The sequence below is a fragment of the Pseudomonas sp. ICMP 561 genome (genome assembly GCF_002699985.1).
Lineage (GTDB): Bacteria > Pseudomonadota > Gammaproteobacteria > Pseudomonadales > Pseudomonadaceae > Aquipseudomonas > Aquipseudomonas quasicaspiana.
This window is the reverse complement of the sequence record NZ_LKBT01000001.1, coordinates 116,281-132,579: the sequence shown is the minus strand read 5'-3', so window position 1 is coordinate 132,579 and position 16,299 is coordinate 116,281. Positions and strand designations below refer to the sequence as shown.

Sequence of the window (16,299 nt, the reverse complement as noted above, 5' to 3'; positions counted from 1 at the left end):
TGTCTAACGTCTGGTTTGACAGGCGCCTGAAGTCAGCTCAACGAATGCTGCTGATCGGCTTCAATGGCCGCATCCAGCGTATCCAGCAGTGCTTTTCGCACTTTCAGCTTGGTGTGCTTGTGGGCGTTCATGTTGATCTTTTTCAATTGCTGCGCGGCGGTGCGTGCGGCTTCAGTGAGCTCTTCGACGCTGACCAGCTTGTCGAGGAAGCCTGCGTCCATTGCACCTTTGGGGTCGAACATTTCACCGTTGATGACCGAGCGGTGGAAAGCCGATTTGCGCAGGCGATCCCTGGCCAGCTCGATGCCGACGTGGTGCATGGTCATGCCGATCTGCACTTCATTCAAACCAATGCTGAACGGCCCCTCGACACCGATTCGATAGTCAGCGGACAGCAGCAGGAACGCGCCTTTGGCGACCGCATGACCTGGGCAGGCGATGACGATAGGGAAGGGGTGGGCCAACATGCGTCGGGCTAGTGTCGAACCTTCCTTGACCAGACTGATGGCGGCTTCAGCGCTTGAGGTCATGACTTTCAGGTCGTAGCCACCGGAAAGAATGCCGGGCTGGCCGGTGATGATCACCACCGCGCGATCTTTCACGGCTTGATCGAGCGCGCTATTGAAAGCAGCTACCACCTCAGGGGAAATAGCGTTGACCTTGCCGTTGCTCAGGGTCAGCGTGGCGATGCCGTCTTCCAGTTGGTAAGAGATCAAATCACTCATGACAATGTTCCTTGTTATTGACGTGAGCAGACGTTACTCACCCACAAGGGGCAGGTAAAGCGATGACTACCGGGTCATTTTTTCTTTGAACGTCTGCTGTCAGTGGCCGCTTATAGAATCGCTGATCGGGCGCTGAACAATGCCACTTTGCCCACCACTTCAATGCTTACCTGAGCGAAGTGCAGTTCAAGCGCACTGCGCAACCCCGCCACGGTATCGCTGCGGTTACCGAAAATCCCTTTCTTGTTGTAGATGTCCATCAGCTTGCGGCCAAAGCCATTGTGGTCAGCTGCATCTCCGAGGATGGTGGCGCCGAACAACACGCCATTGTCTTTCAGGCAGGGTTTGAGGCTGGCGAACACCTGGGCCTTTTCGGCCATGGTGCCGGGCAGGCAATGCAGAAGATAGAACAGAGAGATCGAGTCGTAGCGGCCATGCTGCGAGGCATCCAGCGGTTTGAACACATCATGCTGCAGGACTTGCGTGTCAGCGCGACCGAAGCGGTCTTTGGCGGCCTGAAGGCTGCTGGGGTTCAAGTCCAGCAAGGTGACGTGAGTGGTGTCCGGCAGGCGGGCTTTGGCCAGGTAATAACCGGTGCCGACACCCACATCCAGATGGCGTGCGCCCACATGACGGTCGAAGAATGGCTGTAATACTTGCCGGGTAGGGCAGTGCCAGGCGAACTGGTTGGAAATGCCCAGTACCCAGGCGTCGTAAAGCTTCAGCGTCAGGGGCGAGTAAACGGCAGCCCCTGCTTCGGAGGATGTGCTCATCAGTGCGCTACTCCTGAATGTCGTTCAGCTCGCAATATTCCGCCCAAACCATACCCAGCGCCTCTGCCACCTGCTGATGGGTGTCAAGGCGCATGGCTTTGAGTTGCTCAGGCGTTTCAGCGATCAACTGCGCTGCCAGCTCCCAGGGTTCGATGCCTTGTGCTTCCGCTTCATCTTCAAAGGCCCACTTGATCTGATCTTGCTGATCCTTGGCGCTAAGGCTCTGAATTTCATCGCGCAGAAGAGGATTGGTCTCAAGGTATTTAGCTTGAGTAACGTCGTTCCATTCGAGCAGATTCATCGGGTTCTCCGCAGGTTTGCAGCCAAGACAGTATCTCCAGCACAACGCGCCAAAGAGACGGGAACGCGATTGTGCGTGATTGGGGGTTGAGCTGCCAGTGCCACCGGGCCTGTCACGTGGAATGGGGCAGCAGCTATCAGCCAGCCATCGCCATCCTCAGCGCCACTGCAGCCTCCAACAGTTTGTGTGCCTGAAGCGCAACGTTTGCTGACAACCCTTCGTCACCAGCTTCCTTGAGCATGACCACCAGGTCCAGCAACTTGCCCACCTCTGTTTCAATATTGCGCACGGATTCCGAGATTTGATACTTGGGTGAATGTGCCATCGCTTTCGATCTCCGCCTTGCAGGACTCGAATATAAAGCAATGCTCCACACGAAATCACCTCGGTAAGCACCGGTAAGAGGTTGAAACCCTGTGATCACGAGGCAGCGGTCAGCGCGCAGGCGTCTATTTGCTTAACCGCATGAAAATTCTGAAAAAACCTTTGCGTTCGCAAAAGCTTTCGACTACATTAGCGCGCCTCGACAGACCAACGGTGTGACGAGATACGGTGAAGTGTCCGAGTGGCTTAAGGAGCACGCCTGGAAAGTGTGTATACAAGAAATTGTATCGAGAGTTCGAATCTCTCCTTCACCGCCAAATTCGCTACAAACGAAACCCCTGATTTCCTTGAGAAGTCAGGGGTTTTTCGTTTCTGGCTATTTGTCCTTTCAGCAGTTCATCAAAACCGCTTCAACAGATAGGCCCGGCGATTCATCAAGCCCCAAACCCGCCATCAATCGTCAAACTCGCGCCGGTGATATAACCCGCTTCCGGGCCCGCAAGATAGGCAACGAAGCTGGCGATCTCTTCGGCGTGGCCGTAACGTCCGATCGCCATCAGCGGGATCAGTGATTCGGCGAAGTCGCCGCTCGCCGGGTTCATGTCGGTGTCGACCGGGCCGGGCTGTACGTTGTTGATGGTGATGCCCCGTGGGCCGAGGTCGCGGGCGAGGCCTTTGGTCAGGCCGACCAGCGCTGATTTGCTCATGGCGTAGACACCACCGCCAGCGAAGGGCATGCGGTCAGCGTTGGTGCTGCCGATGTTGATGATGCGACCGCCATCGCCCATGTGCTTTGCTGCGGCCTGTGAGGCGATGAATACGCTGCGCACGTTGATATCCAGCGTGCGGTCGAAATCTTCCAGGCTGAACTCATCCAGCGGACCGATGGCGAGTACGCCTGCATTGTTGACCAGGATGTCGACGCGACCGAATTTTTCAACTGTAAGGGCAACTGCGTTACGAATGGCTTCTGCGTCTGCGCTGTCGGCTTTGATTGCCAGGGCCTTGCCGCCATTGCCCGTGATGCTTTCCTGCAGTTCCTGCGCCTTGGCCTCGGAGCTGACGTACGTAAAAGCGACTGACGCGCCTTCTTCGGCCAGACGTTTGACGATAGCGGCGCCGATACCCCTTGAGCCGCCTTGAACGAGCGCTATTTTGCCGCTGAGTGGTGTTTGCTGAGTCATGAGATTCTCCTGAGCAGTTGTTAAGTGAGTTGTTGGGGGTCAGTATCCGGCGCAGATTGCATCCTGAGTAGACGGTAATTGCGATAGTCTGAGTAAACCAAAAGTTTAGAATCCGACTCATGGAAAACTTCAGCAGCATCGAATGCTTTGTCCGCAGCGCTGAGGTAGGCAGCTTTGCCGAAGCGGCACGACGTCTAAGCCTGACGCCAGCGGCGGTGGGTAAAAGCGTTGCCAGGCTGGAAGCGCGGCTGGGTGTGCGCCTGTTCCAGCGTAGTACCCGCAGCCTGACACTGACAGAAGCCGGGCAGCGTTTTCTGACGGAAGTCGCTGCCAGCTTCACCACGATTCAAAATGCCGTTGCCAATCTGGCCAGCGCGGAAGGGCAGCCGGCGGGCACGCTGAAGGTCAGCATGGGGACGATCTTCGGACGGCTTTACATCGTGCCACTGCTGGCTGAGTTTCTACGTCGTTACCCGGCCATTACACCGGATTGGCATTTTGATAACCGACAGGTGGACTTGATTGGGCAGGGATTTGACGCAGCCATTGGTGGTGGGTTTGATCTGCCTCAAGGGGTCGTGGCGCGCAAGTTAGCGCCTGCGCACCGGGTGCTGGTGGCGTCGCCGGGCTATCTGGCCGGGCAGTCGGCTATTGATCAGCCGGAGGATCTGCAGAACCATCCGGGAATTCTGATCCGTTCGCCGCAGACCGGACGAATCCGCTCCTGGCCGCTGACCAGTCGCGATCACCAGTACAGCCCGCTGGACCTGAAGCCGCGCATGACCATGAGTGATTCGGAGGCCGCGTGTTCTGCTGCCGAGCAGGGATTGGGCATCGCGCTGGTCAGTATGCCGTTTGCTGTGCCGTATTTACGCAGCGGGCAACTGCTACGGGTGTTGCCCGATTGGTACGTCGATGACGGTAATATTTCGCTCTATTACACTGAGCACAAATTGCTGCCAGGCAAGACCCGGGCATTTGTGGATTTTGTGCTTGAACAGTTTGACGAGCAGGGACTGCCTGCAGCTTTCAGCGCCCTTTAAAAGCCTTTGATAGAGTCAGTTCAGATGAAGATTCACGCCAACGCTGCACTACTGATCATTGATATGCAACAGGGCATTCAACATCCCAAACTGGGCCGCCGCAATAATCCTCAGGCTGAAGGGCAAATGCTCGCGCTACTCCAGGCCTGGCGCGACACCCAAAGACCCGTGATCCATATCCGGCATTTTTCCCGCGAGCCTGAGTCGGTGTTTTGGCCGGAGCAGGCCGGCGTGGAATATCAGTCGGACTTTCTGCCCTTGGAAGGTGAGCGTGAGTTGTGCAAGCAGGTGCCCGACGCGTTCTGCAACTCGCCCTTGGCGCAGTGGTTAAAAGACGATTCCATCACTCAGGTCGTTATCGTTGGTATTGTCACCAACAACTCAGTGGAATCCACTGCCCGCGCTGGTGGCAATCTGGGGTTTGAGGTGATAGTGCCCCATGACGGTTGTTTTACCTTCGACACGCCGGATTTTTTCGGCACACCACGCAGTGCAGAAGATGTGCACGCCATGTCGTTGGGTAATCTGCATGGGGAATACGCCACGGTCGTGGGCAGCGAAGAGATACTGCAGCGTCTGTGATCACCGATTCTGCAAGAACACCACATAACCCTTGAACCATGGGTTGTCTTGCAGATAGTCAGGCGCTTGCCATTCGCCGCCCTGCATCAGTCCAATTTTAAACGGCAAACCCAGCCGACTGATTCGTGGCAGGTAAGCACTGTAGTCCGGAATGCTGTGGCGGCCCTGATAGGTTTGCACCACAACTTCATCGACCACGCCTTTGAGTTTTCCGATAACGGAAGCGTCTGCATTGCTACTCCAATCCAGCAGGCCGGTAATGCTCAGGCGATAGTCGGCGGGCAGGCGTTGGCGAAGGTCGCGCAGAAACGTCACGTATTCGTCGAGGTAGCGGGTGCGGGCATCAAAGTCGATCTGGATGCCCACCACCAGGTTACCTGCCTGACGCCAGCGTTTGATCTGGCCAAACAGCTGGGTATAGACCGTCTCAGGCCAGCGTAGAGTATGAGCGCGATAGACGATCCAGACTTCGCGCTGAGGCAGCTTCGCCACTTGCATGCCCTGCGCCACGAAGTTGACTCGACGGTGTTGTTCACTGCGCGAGCTACTGATCTGCCCTTGCAAGAGGTACAGGGTTTTTGCCTTGGTCAGCACCGGCTGTGCAGCGACACCTCCCCACAGCCAAAAGGCATCATGATCCTCGGCATTGACCGCTGCCTTGGCCGAGCCCAGCTGTAATAAGCACAGCAGCATTAGCCAGCCGCGCATCCAGGATTACCAGTAATACTGCAAAGACTTACCCCAGGGTGTATCGGCAAAGCCACTTTTGAGCTGTTTGAACCACACCTTGCGTACCGAGGGCTCTACGGCTTTGCCGCCGCAGCCATTGTTGCCCGACGGGGCGTAGCAGTTGATGGCGCGATACAGTGCGTAGGCTTTGTCTTCGTGGTCAACCTTCGTATTGGCGATGACGGTTTGATACGCGCTATGCCTGGAGAATACCTGCCCGGCAAAACCGGGGGCTGTGCCGCCCAGCACATCGGCGCTGCGTGCTTCGTCCAGCGGCATGCGATCCAGGCCGTTGCGCAGAATGAATTCGCCCATGCAGTTCAGGCCTCGGGGATTCTTCGCATCCTTTTGTAAAGTCGCTGCCGTGTCCGCAATACTTGGGCAGACGTAGCCGGATTCGGCCTTGTCCCCATGCCAGCGAAACAGCGTCAGCGCCTGTCCCTGATCGTAGACATAGCCAAGGCTGTAGCCGAGTTTTTCTGCAGACGGGCTCTCTGGCAATTGTTTGAGATCCTCGCCAAACGCACCGAATTGACTGCGCATCAGGTCTTTGTACAGCAGAACAAACAGCGCGGTGTTGCGCTCGGTATCGCTGGCACCTTGAATGACCTGTTGGCGCAACAGGTCTGCATCTGCAGCTTTGCCGAGCAGGATGTAACGCACTTTTTCGGCTTTAATCGGCGAGTCAGCGGCGAAGACCCTGGCCAGTTGCTCATCGCGCTCGTAACTCATGGCCAGCGCTAATTGCAATTGTTCATGTTGCAGTGGCAATTTGGCCTGCGGCATTAATTTCAGCCACAGCGCCTGCGCGTTCTTTGAATCCTGATTGGCCTCCAGAGCCAGTCCACGCAGCATCTGTTGGCTGAACGCCAGGTAATTGAGCTCGGCGGGGATGGTATCGGGTAGCCGTTGCAAGGCGCTGGCCGGATTGTTCTCCACGTAGAGGGCAAACGCGGCCTGTAGATAAGTGAAGAGTTCAGGATGTTCGGCGAAGGTGTCCTTTTGCGCCATTAAACTGGCTTTGGTCAGCTTGTTGCTGGAGCCTTCACGCATCCACATCAGGTCATTGACGGCGGCGATCATGGGCGACTTGATCGCGGTCGTGTTCGGCGTGATGAGCTTGAGATCCGCCTCGCGCATCAGCGCTTCGTCAGCCGTGCTGTCTTCGCCTGGGCGGAATAGCAGCGCTTCATAATCAGCGGCAAGCTTGTCTTTGTCCTGAGTCAGCCAGTGCACCCGGCGCAGCAAGCCAGTGGCGGTGTTGGAGTAGACGCCATAGGGGTAATTGTCTACATAGTTCCTGAAGGCGCTTTCGGCACGTCTGGCCGCAGCCAGATCGACGCGATCCGGCCTCAGTTCGCCGTATTCAAAGGCTTTCTCCTGAGCGAGGTTCAGCTCGGTTCGGCCAATCATGTACAGCGCCGTATCTTTCAACCATTCGTTTGGATTATCAGCCAGCAAGGTGAAGCCCTTGCTCGCATCGACGAAACGTCCGCTGTAGAAGTCGGCGGCCGCTTGCAGATAAGTGGTGAAGGCCTTGCCTGTGCTCGAGGTGATTTCGCCAGGCAACAGACTGGTCAGTTGCTCGGGCTCCCACCCGCAGGCCGGGAGCATCTGCATCCGGCTATTCGCCAGCGCAGCGCGTTCAGCAGGGGAGAGTTCCGGCGTCTTGATCAATTCGCGAATGAAATCCGTGGCGGTGGTTTCATTGTTGCTGCGGCAGCGGCTGCCTTCGCCGTCGACCAGCATATCGCCAGCCACTTCTGCGGGTTCGCGCTTGATGCCCAGTGAGGCAAGCATCTCATTCAGGCCGAGTGTATGGCCGTCTTTGGCAACCTCGTCATCGATCTCGCCTTGCACCGGCAGCAGGCGGTAATGAGCAAAAGGTACTTCTCCGTAACCTTCAGCAAGGTCATCCTTGTTCAGTGCTGCGGGGCTCAATTGCAACTTGCCGGCATTGGCCAGCAGCAGCCGCAGATTAACCGAGCTGTCATTGCCGGGGCTGAGGAAAGGCAAGTTACTGCAAGGGTCCAGCTGTTCGCTGAGTATCGACCAGGTCGGATAGCAGGAGTCATCACTGCTGGCTTGGGCGAGGGAGGAAGCCGATGCACACACGGCGATGGCCAGAGAAGTCAGCAGGCGGCTTTGCATGGAACGTCCTTGAGAGGGCTAGGGCGAGGGATGTGAGCGCTGGCTCTTGCATTCCTTTCGGGTTTGAAATGCACTTCGTAGGAGCTGTCGAAGGCTACGAAAGCACTTATTCTGACACAAAGCCATCGCGGTACTCGTGCGCTCCTACCGGTCTACCATTTGGCACGAGGCAACACCCACCCCCTGCAAATCATCATGGCGAAGGGAGGCCCTACACCATACGTTTGAGCGTGTTGTCCTTGCGCACGAAGTGGTGCCAGATCGCGGCAACGACATGCAGGCCAATGATGTAGTAAAAAATGGAGCCCAACAGTTTGTGCAGGTCTTCCAGTGATTCGGCGAAGCGCTCGGAGACGGGGAAGGGTGACGGGATCAAAGTATCCGTCAAAGGAATTGGCAGCGAGCCTTTTTCTATCAGCACTGTAAACAGCCCAAGTAGTGGCTGTGCAAACAGGAACGCATAAAGCAGATAGTGGGAAGCGGTTGCCGCGAGTCGCAGAAAACCCTCAAGTGGTGGTGTTATATCCGGTGGCGTATGACGGCGCCGTTCAGCAACGCGGAAGAATGCCAGGGTCAGCACGAGAATGCCTACCCAGAAATGGCTTTGTACCGCGAAAGCTCGCAACCCAGAACCACGCGCAAATTGTGTGCGGCTCAGGATAAGGGCGTACGCCAGCACGATCAGGATGGCCATTACCCAGTGAAGCCAACGGGCTCTATAGCTATAGCGTACTGCTGAAGGTGTATTCACGGTGTTTTCCCTTGATTGTTTTTTGGCATTTTAGGCACAGATGCAGATTGCCGCAGGCCGATTTCTGGCTTGCCGTGTTTCGACCGCTCAATGCTCTAGCTTGCTCGGCGATGGCGGGTCGATGAGTGCTTGCAGTGCAGTCACTTTCTTGACCAAGGATCGCTTATATCGTTGCAGCAATACCCATGCCGGAACCGCTTTTTTTCGTCAGGACATGCTAGCCATGCGCCAACGCTGAGAGCGTTCAGGTCCGGTTGGTGGCGCATCTTTCTGGGGCCAGGCCTGCAATGCGCAGCACCGACTCACCTGTTGGGTCGATAACCTGGACGACACGGGTGAGTTTACTGAGCTGAAAAAACGGTATGGAACCTGTGCCAGTGCCAGGCTTCATATGACGTGAACATTCATGCCTGAAAGCGGGCGTGGACCTCGGCCAGGATCGCGTCTGGAGGTCCGCAGCTCACGGGCGCCGCGTATTGCACTGGGCCTCTCATCATGAGCGATATCCGCATTGGCATCTCCGGCTGGCGCTACGTCCCGTGGCGGGGCGACTTTTATCCGGAAGGGCTGACACAGAAAAACGAGCTCAAGTTTGCGTCTCGTGCGGTCAACAGTATCGAGATCAATGGCTCTTTTTACGCTCTGCAATCGCCGGACTTATATGCGCGCTGGTATGCCGATACGCCTGATGATTTTGTGTTCAGTGTCAAAGCCCCACGTTTCATTACCCATGTGCGGCGCCTGAATGAGGTTGAGAAACCCGTCGCCAACTTCTTTGCGTCGGGTATTTTTCAGCTCAAACAGAAACTGGGACCGATCCTCTGGCAGTTTCCGCCGAGCTTCAAATTCGATGCTGAGCAATTCGAACACTTCCTCACGCTGTTGCCTCATGACATGAAGCAGGCCAGGCGTTGCGCTGCGCAGTGCGACGAAAAAATGCACAAGCCCGGCTATCTGGACCTTCCCCAAACCGGTCGTCTACGCCATGCGGTGGAAATCCGTCACGCAAGTTTCAAGGTGCCTGAGTTCATTACCTTGTTACGCAAGTACAAAGTGGCGTTGGTGATGGCGGACACCGCAGGCAAGTGGCCGTACATCGAAGACCTGACCAGTGATTTTGTCTACTTGAGGCTGCACGGCGATAAAAAACTTTATGCCAGTGGCTATACCGACAAGGCCATCCAGTATTGGGGCGATCGTATCGATGCCTGGCGCAAAGGCTCACAGCCGTCCGACGCCCAGGTGTTGATTACTGGAAAAGGGCTTAAACGCAAATCCCGGGACATTTATTGCTACTTCGATAACGACCTTAAAGTCCGTGCGCCGTATGACGCCCGTCAATTGCTGGAGCGCTTCGATCTCGCCAAAGGGCTGGACGTTGCGCCGGGCGACCTGCAAGGAGTTGAGTTTTGACCAGTGCCACAACGCCGGTTGGCGTGCGAACGGCTACATCTGCCAGCGTTTCCCTGAACGTGCTGACCATGAACATGCACATGGGATTCGGTTTTCTGAATCGCCGATTTATTTTGCCCGAGTTGCGAGACGCGGTGCGCTCAGTGTCTGCCGATGTGGTGTTTTTGCAGGAGGTTCACGGCGAACATCAAAATCACGCCCAGCGCGTGAAGGATTGGCCAACGACCTCGCAGTACGAATTCCTGGCGGACAGCATGTGGGGTGATTTCGCCTATGGCCGCAACGCGGTCTATCCCCACGGCCACCATGGCAACGCGCTGCTGTCCAAGTACCCGATCAGCTACCACGAGAACCTCGACATCTCGATCCATGGCACAGAAGAGCGCGGCTTGTTGCACTGCGTGCTGGATGTTCCCCATCACGGTCACGTGCATGCCATCTGCGTGCATCTGGGCTTGCGGGAAAATCATCGCCAGCAGCAACTGAAGCTGCTCGCCGAATTGCTGGCCCGGTTACCGGAAGGCGAGGCGGTGATCGTAGCCGGGGATTTCAACGACTGGCGTCAGCGCGCCGATGCGGCGCTTGAAGGCACCGGGTTGCACGAAGTTTTCGTTCAGCACTTCGGCGTCTCCGCTAAAAGTTTTCCCGCGCGCTGGCCGTTGCTTCGGCTTGACCGCATTTACGTACGCAATGCCACGAGCAATCGACCCAAAGTCTTGTCCAATCGTCCGTGGTCACACCTTTCAGATCATGCGCCGCTGGCAGTGGAGTTAACCTTATGAGTGATCAGGCGAATAACCACGGGCAGTGGCAAGAGGGCAATTCGGTTGAGTTGCTGATCAACGGCGAAGACTATTTCACTCGCGTCTTCGAATGCATTCGCGCGGCGCGCAAAGAAGTGCTGCTGGAAACCTTCATCATTTTCGAAGACCGGATCGGGGAGGCGCTCCAGCAAGCGCTCATTGAGGCTGCTAGCAACGGCGCTTACGTCGTGGTGACCGTGGACGATTACGGGACTTCGGATCTCAGCAAGTCATTTGTCGGCCGGATGCTGGCTGCGGGTGTTCATATTCAGCTCTTTGATCCGCGTCCGCGCCTGATGGGCATGCGCACCAACCTGTTCCGGCGTCTGCACCGAAAAGTCGTGGTTATCGACGGTGAGCTGGCCTTCATTGGCGGCATTAACTACAGCGTTGATCACATGAGTGATACCGGTCTGACTGCCAAGCAGGATTATGCAGTCCTGGTTCGTGGCCCTATCGTCGGCGATATTCACAAGTCCGCCATGCGCCTGTTGAGTGAAGGTGTGCGAGCCAAAGTCCCGGCGCTGCGCGTAGCGACCCAGCACGCGGGCAGTGCGCGAATGCTGTTGTGTGAGCGCGACAACGAGGAGCACACCACTGATATCGAAGAGCAGTATTTGCTGGCGATTCGTAATGCAACCCAGCGGATCACCATCGCTAACGCCTACTTCTTCCCCAGCTACCGCTTCCTGCGTGAGTTGCGAAATGCTGCGCGCCGTGGCGTCAAGGTCACCCTGATTCTGCAAGGCCAGCCGGACATGCCGTTCGTGCGTGTCTGCTCGCGGCTGACATACACCTACTTATTGCGTGACGGGGTGAAAATCCACGAATACACCCAGCGCGCCCTGCACGGCAAAGTCGCACTGATTGACCGTGAGTGGTCCACCGTCGGCTCCAGCAACCTGGACCCGCTGAGCCTTGCGCTGAATCTTGAAGTGAACCTGTTCATCCGCGATCAACAGCTCAATCAGCATCTGCACGAGCATTTGACCGGACTCGCTGCGGCCCACAGTAAAGAAATGAACCTGAGGGGCGCGGCACGCGGTCAATGGTGGCGTGCGCCGATGATCTTCCTGAGTTTTCACTTCCTGCGTCACTTCCCGGCCATCGCTGGCTTGTTTCCGGCCCATGGCATGAGGCTCAAACCGTTGCGGGCTGCGGATGTAATTCCTGAAGCGAGCGTTGTTGAAAATGAGAAAAGCAGCGTCACAGAGCAGTTGAAGTCCAGCCTGCAATCGGATCAGGAGAAGTCGCTATGAGTCAGGCTTATGAGGCGTCTTCGGATCAGCCAAAAGAAAAAGAGAAGCAAAGCAACAAATGGAAGTGGGCCAAGCGTGCCTTTAACCTGTTCTTCTTTATCGCGGTCCCAGTGTTGTTGTTCCTGCTGGTCAAGAACCTCGACTGGCAGGAAGTGAAGCAGGCGTTGCAGTCCTACAAGCTAAGTACCCTGGCGTTAGGTGTCGTGATTGCGCTGTGCAGCTACCTCACGTACTGCTGTTTTGATGTGTTGGCGCGGTTTTATACCGGGCACAAGCTGGCGATCAAACAAATCGTACCGGTGGCGTTTGTCTGTTATGCGTTCAACCTGAACCTAAGTTCGTGGGTCGGCGGGATTGCGTTGCGTTATCGCCTGTATTCCCGGCTCGGGCTCGATGTGCCAACTATTACTCGTGTGTTGAGTCTGAGCCTGATCACCAATTGGTTGGGTTACATGATTCTGGCAGGTGGTGTTTTTGCCATGGGCTTTCTGGAGCTGCCCAAGGAGTGGGCGGTAGGTACTGGAACGCTACGGTTGATCGGCTTTGCTTTGTTGGCGGTGTCGTGTGCTTATTTGCTGGCTTGCCGGTTTTCCAAGCGTCGTTCGTGGACCGTTCGCAAGCAGGAGATCACGCTGCCATCGATGAAGCAGGCGCTGCTGCAGGCCAGTCTCGGCGCGCTGAACTGGTCGCTGATGGCGTTGGTGATTTATACCCTGCTACCGGACAAGGCGTTCTATCCAGCCATTCTTGGGGTGTTGTTGATCAGCAGCATCGCTGGTGTGATCACGCATATCCCGGCGGGGCTTGGGGTGCTGGAAACGGTCTTCATGACCTTGCTTCAGGATGAGTTCTCGAAAGGCACCTTGCTGGCGGCGCTGATTGGCTACCGGGCGATTTACTTTCTGCTGCCGCTGGTGATTGCTGTGGTGGTTTATCTGGTGCTGGAGAAGCGTAGCAAGAAGATGGGGGAGAGGAATCAGGCTGAGGGTGGGGCCTGATCATTTGTTTTTGCGTACATATCCGTTGTTGGGGTAACGGCTGGTATTGGTTGCGCTTTTACAGCGCGTCACTTTTGAACAGCGCAAAAGTAACCAAAACGCTCTTGCCCCACCACTGGGTGCCTCGCTGTCGCTCGGCATACCCGTAATCCGACATTGCTGCGTGGTGCCGCCGCCACCGGCTATCCATGGCCTGAGGCGGCTAAACCGGCATCCCTGCCGCCCCTTCCGTTAACAAGAGCCCCCACGCAGCAATGTCGAATTCCGGCCGGCGTGGTTTAACGGGGCGCTTAAGATCAAAATCAAAAGCAGATCAATAGCATATTGAGACAGCCAGTGGTAGCGCCTCGGACCGGTAGGAGCGAACTTGTTCGCGAGACGTTACCACGGCCAACGCATACGTCGTCTGACACAATGCATCGCAGCCTTCGGCAGCTCCTACAGAAGCCCTGAAAGCTCACTAACCAGGTCGGCTGTCAGGCCGCCGCGCTTTTGATTTTGATCTGAGGCGCCCCGTTAAATCACGCTGGCCGAACGCAGATCTGAAACCGTGGGCAACCCGGCAGGACGCCGGGTTAGCCGCATTGGGCCATGGATGGCCCGTTGCGGCGGCCCACGGTTTCAGATCTGCGGGCGGGCATCCCGAGCCTAGGCGAGGGACCGAGTGATGGGGCAAGAGCGCTTTGGTTACTTTTGTCTGGGCCGGCTTCCGGATGTTCAAAAGTGACGCGCTGTAAAAGCGCAACCAATTTCAGCCGCTACCCCGCCAACGGATATGTACACAAAAAAAGCCCGCAACTCTCACAAGCTGCGGGCTTTCTCACAGGCGTACTCGAAGATTACTCTTCGATATTGCCCATAGCGGTCGTGTTGAAACCACCGTCCACATACATGATTTCGCCGCTGATGCCGGACGCCAGGTCCGAACACAGGAACGCGCCAGCATTGCCGACTTCATCAATGGTCACGTTACGACGCAACGGAGTTTGCGCTTCGTTCGCGGCCAGCATCTTGCGGAAGTTCTTGATACCCGAAGCCGCCAACGTACGGATCGGACCGGCCGATACCGCGTTGACGCGAGTGCCTTCCGGACCCAGGCTGCCTGCCAGATAACGTACACCGGCTTCCAGGCTGGCCTTGGCCATGCCCATCACATTGTAGTTTGGCATGGTGCGCTCGGCACCCAGATACGACAGAGTCAGCAGGCTGCCATTGCGGCCTTTCATCATCTCGCGACCGGCTTTGGCCAGTGCCACGAAGCTGTAGGCGCTGATGTCGTGAGCGATACGGAAACCGTCGCGGGTGGTGGCTTCAGTGAAGTCGCCATCCAGTTGGTCGCCTGGAGCGAAGCCAACGGAGTGAACGATCACATCCAGGCCGTCCCACTTCTTGCTCAGGTCTTCGAAGACCTTGGCGATTTCTTCGTCACTGGCTACGTCACAAGGGAAGCACAGCTCAGGGCCCGAGCCCCAGCCAGCGGCGAATTCTTCGACGCGACCTTTGAGTTTGTCGTTCTGGTAGGTGAAGGCAAGCTCTGCACCCTCGCGATGCATGGCGGCAGCAATACCGGATGCGATGGACAGTTTGCTAGCGACACCGACGATCAGGACGCGCTTACCGGCGAGAAAACCCATGTGTTGTTCCTCTTCAGGTTAATCGACAGCTACTGGTGCCAAAAAGGCGGCTTCCAGCAACTGCTGTGTATAAGAATGTTGCGGTGCGGCAAAGATTTCTTGCGCATCACCCTGTTCGACCACTTGACCCTGCTTGACCACCATCAATTGGTGGCTGAGGGCTTTGACGACAGCCAGGTCATGGCTGATAAACAAATACGTCAGGTTGTACTTGGTTTGCAGCGAGCGCAGTAGCTCGACTACCTGACGCTGCACTGTCCGGTCGAGCGCCGAAGTGGGCTCGTCCAGCAGAATCAGCGCCGGTTTCAGTACCAGTGCCCGGGCAATGGCGATTCGCTGCCGTTGCCCACCGGAGAACTCGTGAGGGTAGCGGTGCCGGGTTTCCGGATCCAGTCCTACCTCTCTGAGCGCTTCGATAATCGCCGTTTCCTGCTCGGCCGCCGTGCCCATGCGATGGATTCGCAGGCCTTCGCCGACGATTTCACCGACTGACATACGCGGGCTCAGGCTGCCAAACGGGTCCTGAAAAACCACCTGCATCTGTCGACGCAACGGACGAATCTGTTGCTGCGACAGGCAGTCTAGCGTCTCGCCCTGAAAACGTATGACACCCTGGCTACCGATCAGGCGAAGAATTGCCAGGCCCAACGTCGATTTGCCCGAGCCGCTTTCACCCACAATCCCCAGCGTCTGCCCTTTGGGCAGACTGAAGTGGATGCCGTCCACAGCCTTGACGTGATCAACGGTCCTTTTGAACAGACCTTTCTTGATCGGAAACCAGACCTTCAGATCCTCAACCTCCAGCAGCGGTGCGCCAGCCGGGTTGGCCGCCGGGCCGCCACTGGGCTCTGCGCTGAGCAGAATTTTGGTGTACGGATGCTGGGGCGAACGAAACAATTCGTCACAGGACGCTTGTTCGACGATGCAACCGCGCTGCATGACACATACGCGGTTGGCTATTTGCTTTACCACGTTCAAATCATGGCTGATCAGCAGCAAAGCCATGCCCAGACGCGACTGTAATTCCTTGAGCAGTTCGAGGATTTTCAGCTGTACCGTCACATCCAGCGCGGTGGTGGGCTCGTCGGCAATCAGCAGTTCCGGCTCGTTGGCCAGGGCCATGGCGATCATCACCCGTTGCCGTTGGCCGCCCGATAACTCATGGGGCAGGGCTTTCAGGCGTTTTTCTGGTTCCGGAATGCCCACCAGCTCCAGCAGCTCAAGGGTACGGCGGGTCGCGTCCTTGCCGGTCAGGCCTTTGTGAAGACCGAGAACTTCGTTGATCTGCTTCTCGATCGACTGCAATGGATTGAGCGAAGTCATCGGTTCCTGGAAGATCATCGCGATTCGATTGCCGCGAATCTTGCGCAGCTTTCTCTCGTCCAGGGTCAACAGGTCCTGACCGGCGTAGCGAATGGTGCCGCTCGGGTGGCGAGCCAGCGGGTAGGGCAGCAGGCGCAGGATCGAGTGCGCGGTGACCGATTTACCCGAGCCGCTCTCACCCACCAGCGCCAGGGTTTCGCCCCGGCGAATGTCAAAATTGATGCCTTCGACCACGCGCTGACAGCCTTCGCCGGACACGAACTCGACGGCCAGATCGCGGATCTCGATCAGATTGTCATTGTTCAT

At 56.8% G+C, this 16,299-nt stretch carries 16 protein-coding genes and 1 tRNA gene; 7 read left to right on the top strand and 10 right to left on the bottom strand.

Features of this window, described 5'->3' with window-relative positions:
* Positions 1-32: 32 nt before the first annotated feature.
* The 4 genes from AO242_RS00590 to AO242_RS00575 form a co-directional block, all read right to left on the bottom strand.
* Positions 33-725, bottom strand: a complete 693-nt coding sequence (locus tag AO242_RS00590; protein ID WP_099267285.1) for a crotonase/enoyl-CoA hydratase family protein — start codon at positions 723-725, stop codon at positions 33-35.
* Between the two features lie 110 nt (positions 726-835).
* Complete coding sequence (locus AO242_RS00585) at positions 836-1,498, bottom strand: class I SAM-dependent methyltransferase (RefSeq protein ID WP_099267284.1); 663 nt, start codon at positions 1,496-1,498, stop codon at positions 836-838.
* A 7-nt stretch (positions 1,499-1,505) separates the two neighbouring features.
* Positions 1,506-1,799 (bottom strand): DUF6388 family protein, encoded by a 294-nt coding sequence (locus tag AO242_RS00580; RefSeq protein ID WP_099267283.1) that lies wholly within the window; start codon positions 1,797-1,799, stop codon positions 1,506-1,508.
* A 136-nt stretch (positions 1,800-1,935) separates the two neighbouring features.
* Positions 1,936-2,124 carry a hypothetical protein gene (locus tag AO242_RS00575; RefSeq protein ID WP_099267282.1) on the bottom strand — a complete coding sequence of 63 codons (189 nt, stop codon included), beginning with the start codon at positions 2,122-2,124 and terminating at the stop codon, positions 1,936-1,938.
* Positions 2,125-2,350: 226 nt separating this feature from the next.
* Between AO242_RS00575 and AO242_RS00570 the strand changes: the two genes are divergently transcribed.
* Positions 2,351-2,440 (top strand) — tRNA-Ser (locus tag AO242_RS00570).
* A 117-nt stretch (positions 2,441-2,557) separates the two neighbouring features.
* Here AO242_RS00570 and AO242_RS00565 read toward each other — a convergent pair.
* On the bottom strand, positions 2,558-3,307 hold the full coding sequence (locus tag AO242_RS00565; RefSeq protein ID WP_099267281.1) for a 3-oxoacyl-ACP reductase family protein: 750 nt from the start codon (positions 3,305-3,307) through the stop codon (positions 2,558-2,560).
* A 119-nt stretch (positions 3,308-3,426) separates the two neighbouring features.
* Here AO242_RS00565 and AO242_RS00560 point away from each other — a divergent pair, with 119 nt between their 5' ends.
* Positions 3,427-4,350, top strand: a complete 924-nt coding sequence (locus tag AO242_RS00560) for a LysR family transcriptional regulator (protein WP_099267280.1) — start codon at positions 3,427-3,429, stop codon at positions 4,348-4,350.
* A 24-nt stretch (positions 4,351-4,374) separates the two neighbouring features.
* The gene (locus tag AO242_RS00555) at positions 4,375-4,932 is read left to right on the top strand and encodes a cysteine hydrolase family protein (RefSeq protein ID WP_099267279.1); all 558 of its coding nucleotides are present in this window, start codon (positions 4,375-4,377) and stop codon (positions 4,930-4,932) included.
* Here the strand turns inward: AO242_RS00555 and AO242_RS00550 are convergent, their stop codons facing one another.
* From AO242_RS00550 to AO242_RS00540, 3 genes are all read right to left on the bottom strand, one after another.
* The gene (locus AO242_RS00550; protein ID WP_099267278.1) at positions 4,933-5,640 is read right to left on the bottom strand and encodes a DUF3142 domain-containing protein; all 708 of its coding nucleotides are present in this window, start codon (positions 5,638-5,640) and stop codon (positions 4,933-4,935) included.
* A gap of 6 nt (positions 5,641-5,646) precedes the next feature.
* Entirely contained in the window at positions 5,647-7,812 is a 2,166-nt protein-coding gene (locus tag AO242_RS00545; RefSeq protein ID WP_099267277.1) for an outer membrane assembly lipoprotein YfiO, read from the bottom strand.
* 211 nt (positions 7,813-8,023) lie between these two features.
* Positions 8,024-8,563, bottom strand: a complete 540-nt coding sequence (locus tag AO242_RS00540) for a cytochrome b (protein ID WP_099267276.1) — start codon at positions 8,561-8,563, stop codon at positions 8,024-8,026.
* Positions 8,564-9,058: 495 nt separating this feature from the next.
* Here AO242_RS00540 and AO242_RS00535 point away from each other — a divergent pair, with 495 nt between their 5' ends.
* Genes AO242_RS00535 through AO242_RS00520 form a run of 4 tightly spaced genes read left to right on the top strand, consistent with a single transcriptional unit; the run spans position 9,059 to position 13,036 of the window.
* A complete protein-coding gene (locus AO242_RS00535; protein ID WP_099267275.1) occupies positions 9,059-9,976 on the top strand; it encodes a DUF72 domain-containing protein in 918 nt (305 codons plus the stop codon).
* Positions 9,973-10,758 (top strand): endonuclease/exonuclease/phosphatase family protein, encoded by a 786-nt coding sequence (locus AO242_RS00530; protein ID WP_099267274.1) that lies wholly within the window; start codon positions 9,973-9,975, stop codon positions 10,756-10,758. The genes AO242_RS00535 and AO242_RS00530 overlap by 4 nt, the downstream gene beginning before the upstream one ends.
* Entirely contained in the window at positions 10,755-12,038 is a 1,284-nt protein-coding gene (clsB, locus tag AO242_RS00525) for a cardiolipin synthase ClsB (RefSeq protein ID WP_099267273.1), read from the top strand. Before AO242_RS00530 ends, clsB begins: the two co-directional genes overlap by 4 nt.
* The gene (locus AO242_RS00520) at positions 12,035-13,036 is read left to right on the top strand and encodes a lysylphosphatidylglycerol synthase domain-containing protein (protein WP_099267272.1); all 1,002 of its coding nucleotides are present in this window, start codon (positions 12,035-12,037) and stop codon (positions 13,034-13,036) included. The genes clsB and AO242_RS00520 overlap by 4 nt, the downstream gene beginning before the upstream one ends.
* Positions 13,037-13,875: 839 nt before the next feature.
* Here AO242_RS00520 and fabI read toward each other — a convergent pair.
* Both fabI and AO242_RS00510 read right to left on the bottom strand, forming a co-directional pair.
* Positions 13,876-14,670, bottom strand: coding sequence for an enoyl-ACP reductase FabI (gene fabI / locus AO242_RS00515; RefSeq protein ID WP_099267271.1), 795 nt, complete (start codon positions 14,668-14,670; stop codon positions 13,876-13,878).
* Between the two features lie 18 nt (positions 14,671-14,688).
* On the bottom strand, positions 14,689-16,299 hold the full coding sequence (locus AO242_RS00510) for an ABC transporter ATP-binding protein (RefSeq protein WP_099267270.1): 1,611 nt from the start codon (positions 16,297-16,299) through the stop codon (positions 14,689-14,691).

Bases quoted from the DNA above. Each gene is read 5' to 3' on its own strand.
- clsB (WP_099267273.1), top strand. From the start codon at position 10,755: ATGAGTGATCAGGCGAATAACCACGGGCAGTGGCAAGAGGGCAATTCG.
- AO242_RS00590 (WP_099267285.1), bottom strand. From the start codon at position 725: ATGAGTGATTTGATCTCTTACCAACTGGAAGACGGCATCGCCACGCTG.
- AO242_RS00555 (WP_099267279.1), top strand. From the start codon at position 4,375: ATGAAGATTCACGCCAACGCTGCACTACTGATCATTGATATGCAACAG.
- AO242_RS00535 (WP_099267275.1), top strand. From the start codon at position 9,059: ATGAGCGATATCCGCATTGGCATCTCCGGCTGGCGCTACGTCCCGTGG.
- AO242_RS00550 (WP_099267278.1), bottom strand. From the start codon at position 5,640: ATGCGCGGCTGGCTAATGCTGCTGTGCTTATTACAGCTGGGCTCGGCC.
- AO242_RS00575 (WP_099267282.1), bottom strand. From the start codon at position 2,124: ATGGCACATTCACCCAAGTATCAAATCTCGGAATCCGTGCGCAATATT.
- AO242_RS00585 (WP_099267284.1), bottom strand. From the start codon at position 1,498: ATGAGCACATCCTCCGAAGCAGGGGCTGCCGTTTACTCGCCCCTGACG.
- AO242_RS00565 (WP_099267281.1), bottom strand. From the start codon at position 3,307: ATGACTCAGCAAACACCACTCAGCGGCAAAATAGCGCTCGTTCAAGGC.
- fabI (WP_099267271.1), bottom strand. From the start codon at position 14,670: ATGGGTTTTCTCGCCGGTAAGCGCGTCCTGATCGTCGGTGTCGCTAGC.
- AO242_RS00510 (WP_099267270.1), bottom strand. From the start codon at position 16,299: ATGAACAATGACAATCTGATCGAGATCCGCGATCTGGCCGTCGAGTTC.
- AO242_RS00545 (WP_099267277.1), bottom strand. From the start codon at position 7,812: ATGCAAAGCCGCCTGCTGACTTCTCTGGCCATCGCCGTGTGTGCATCG.
- AO242_RS00580 (WP_099267283.1), bottom strand. From the start codon at position 1,799: ATGAATCTGCTCGAATGGAACGACGTTACTCAAGCTAAATACCTTGAG.
- AO242_RS00520 (WP_099267272.1), top strand. From the start codon at position 12,035: ATGAGTCAGGCTTATGAGGCGTCTTCGGATCAGCCAAAAGAAAAAGAG.
- AO242_RS00560 (WP_099267280.1), top strand. From the start codon at position 3,427: ATGGAAAACTTCAGCAGCATCGAATGCTTTGTCCGCAGCGCTGAGGTA.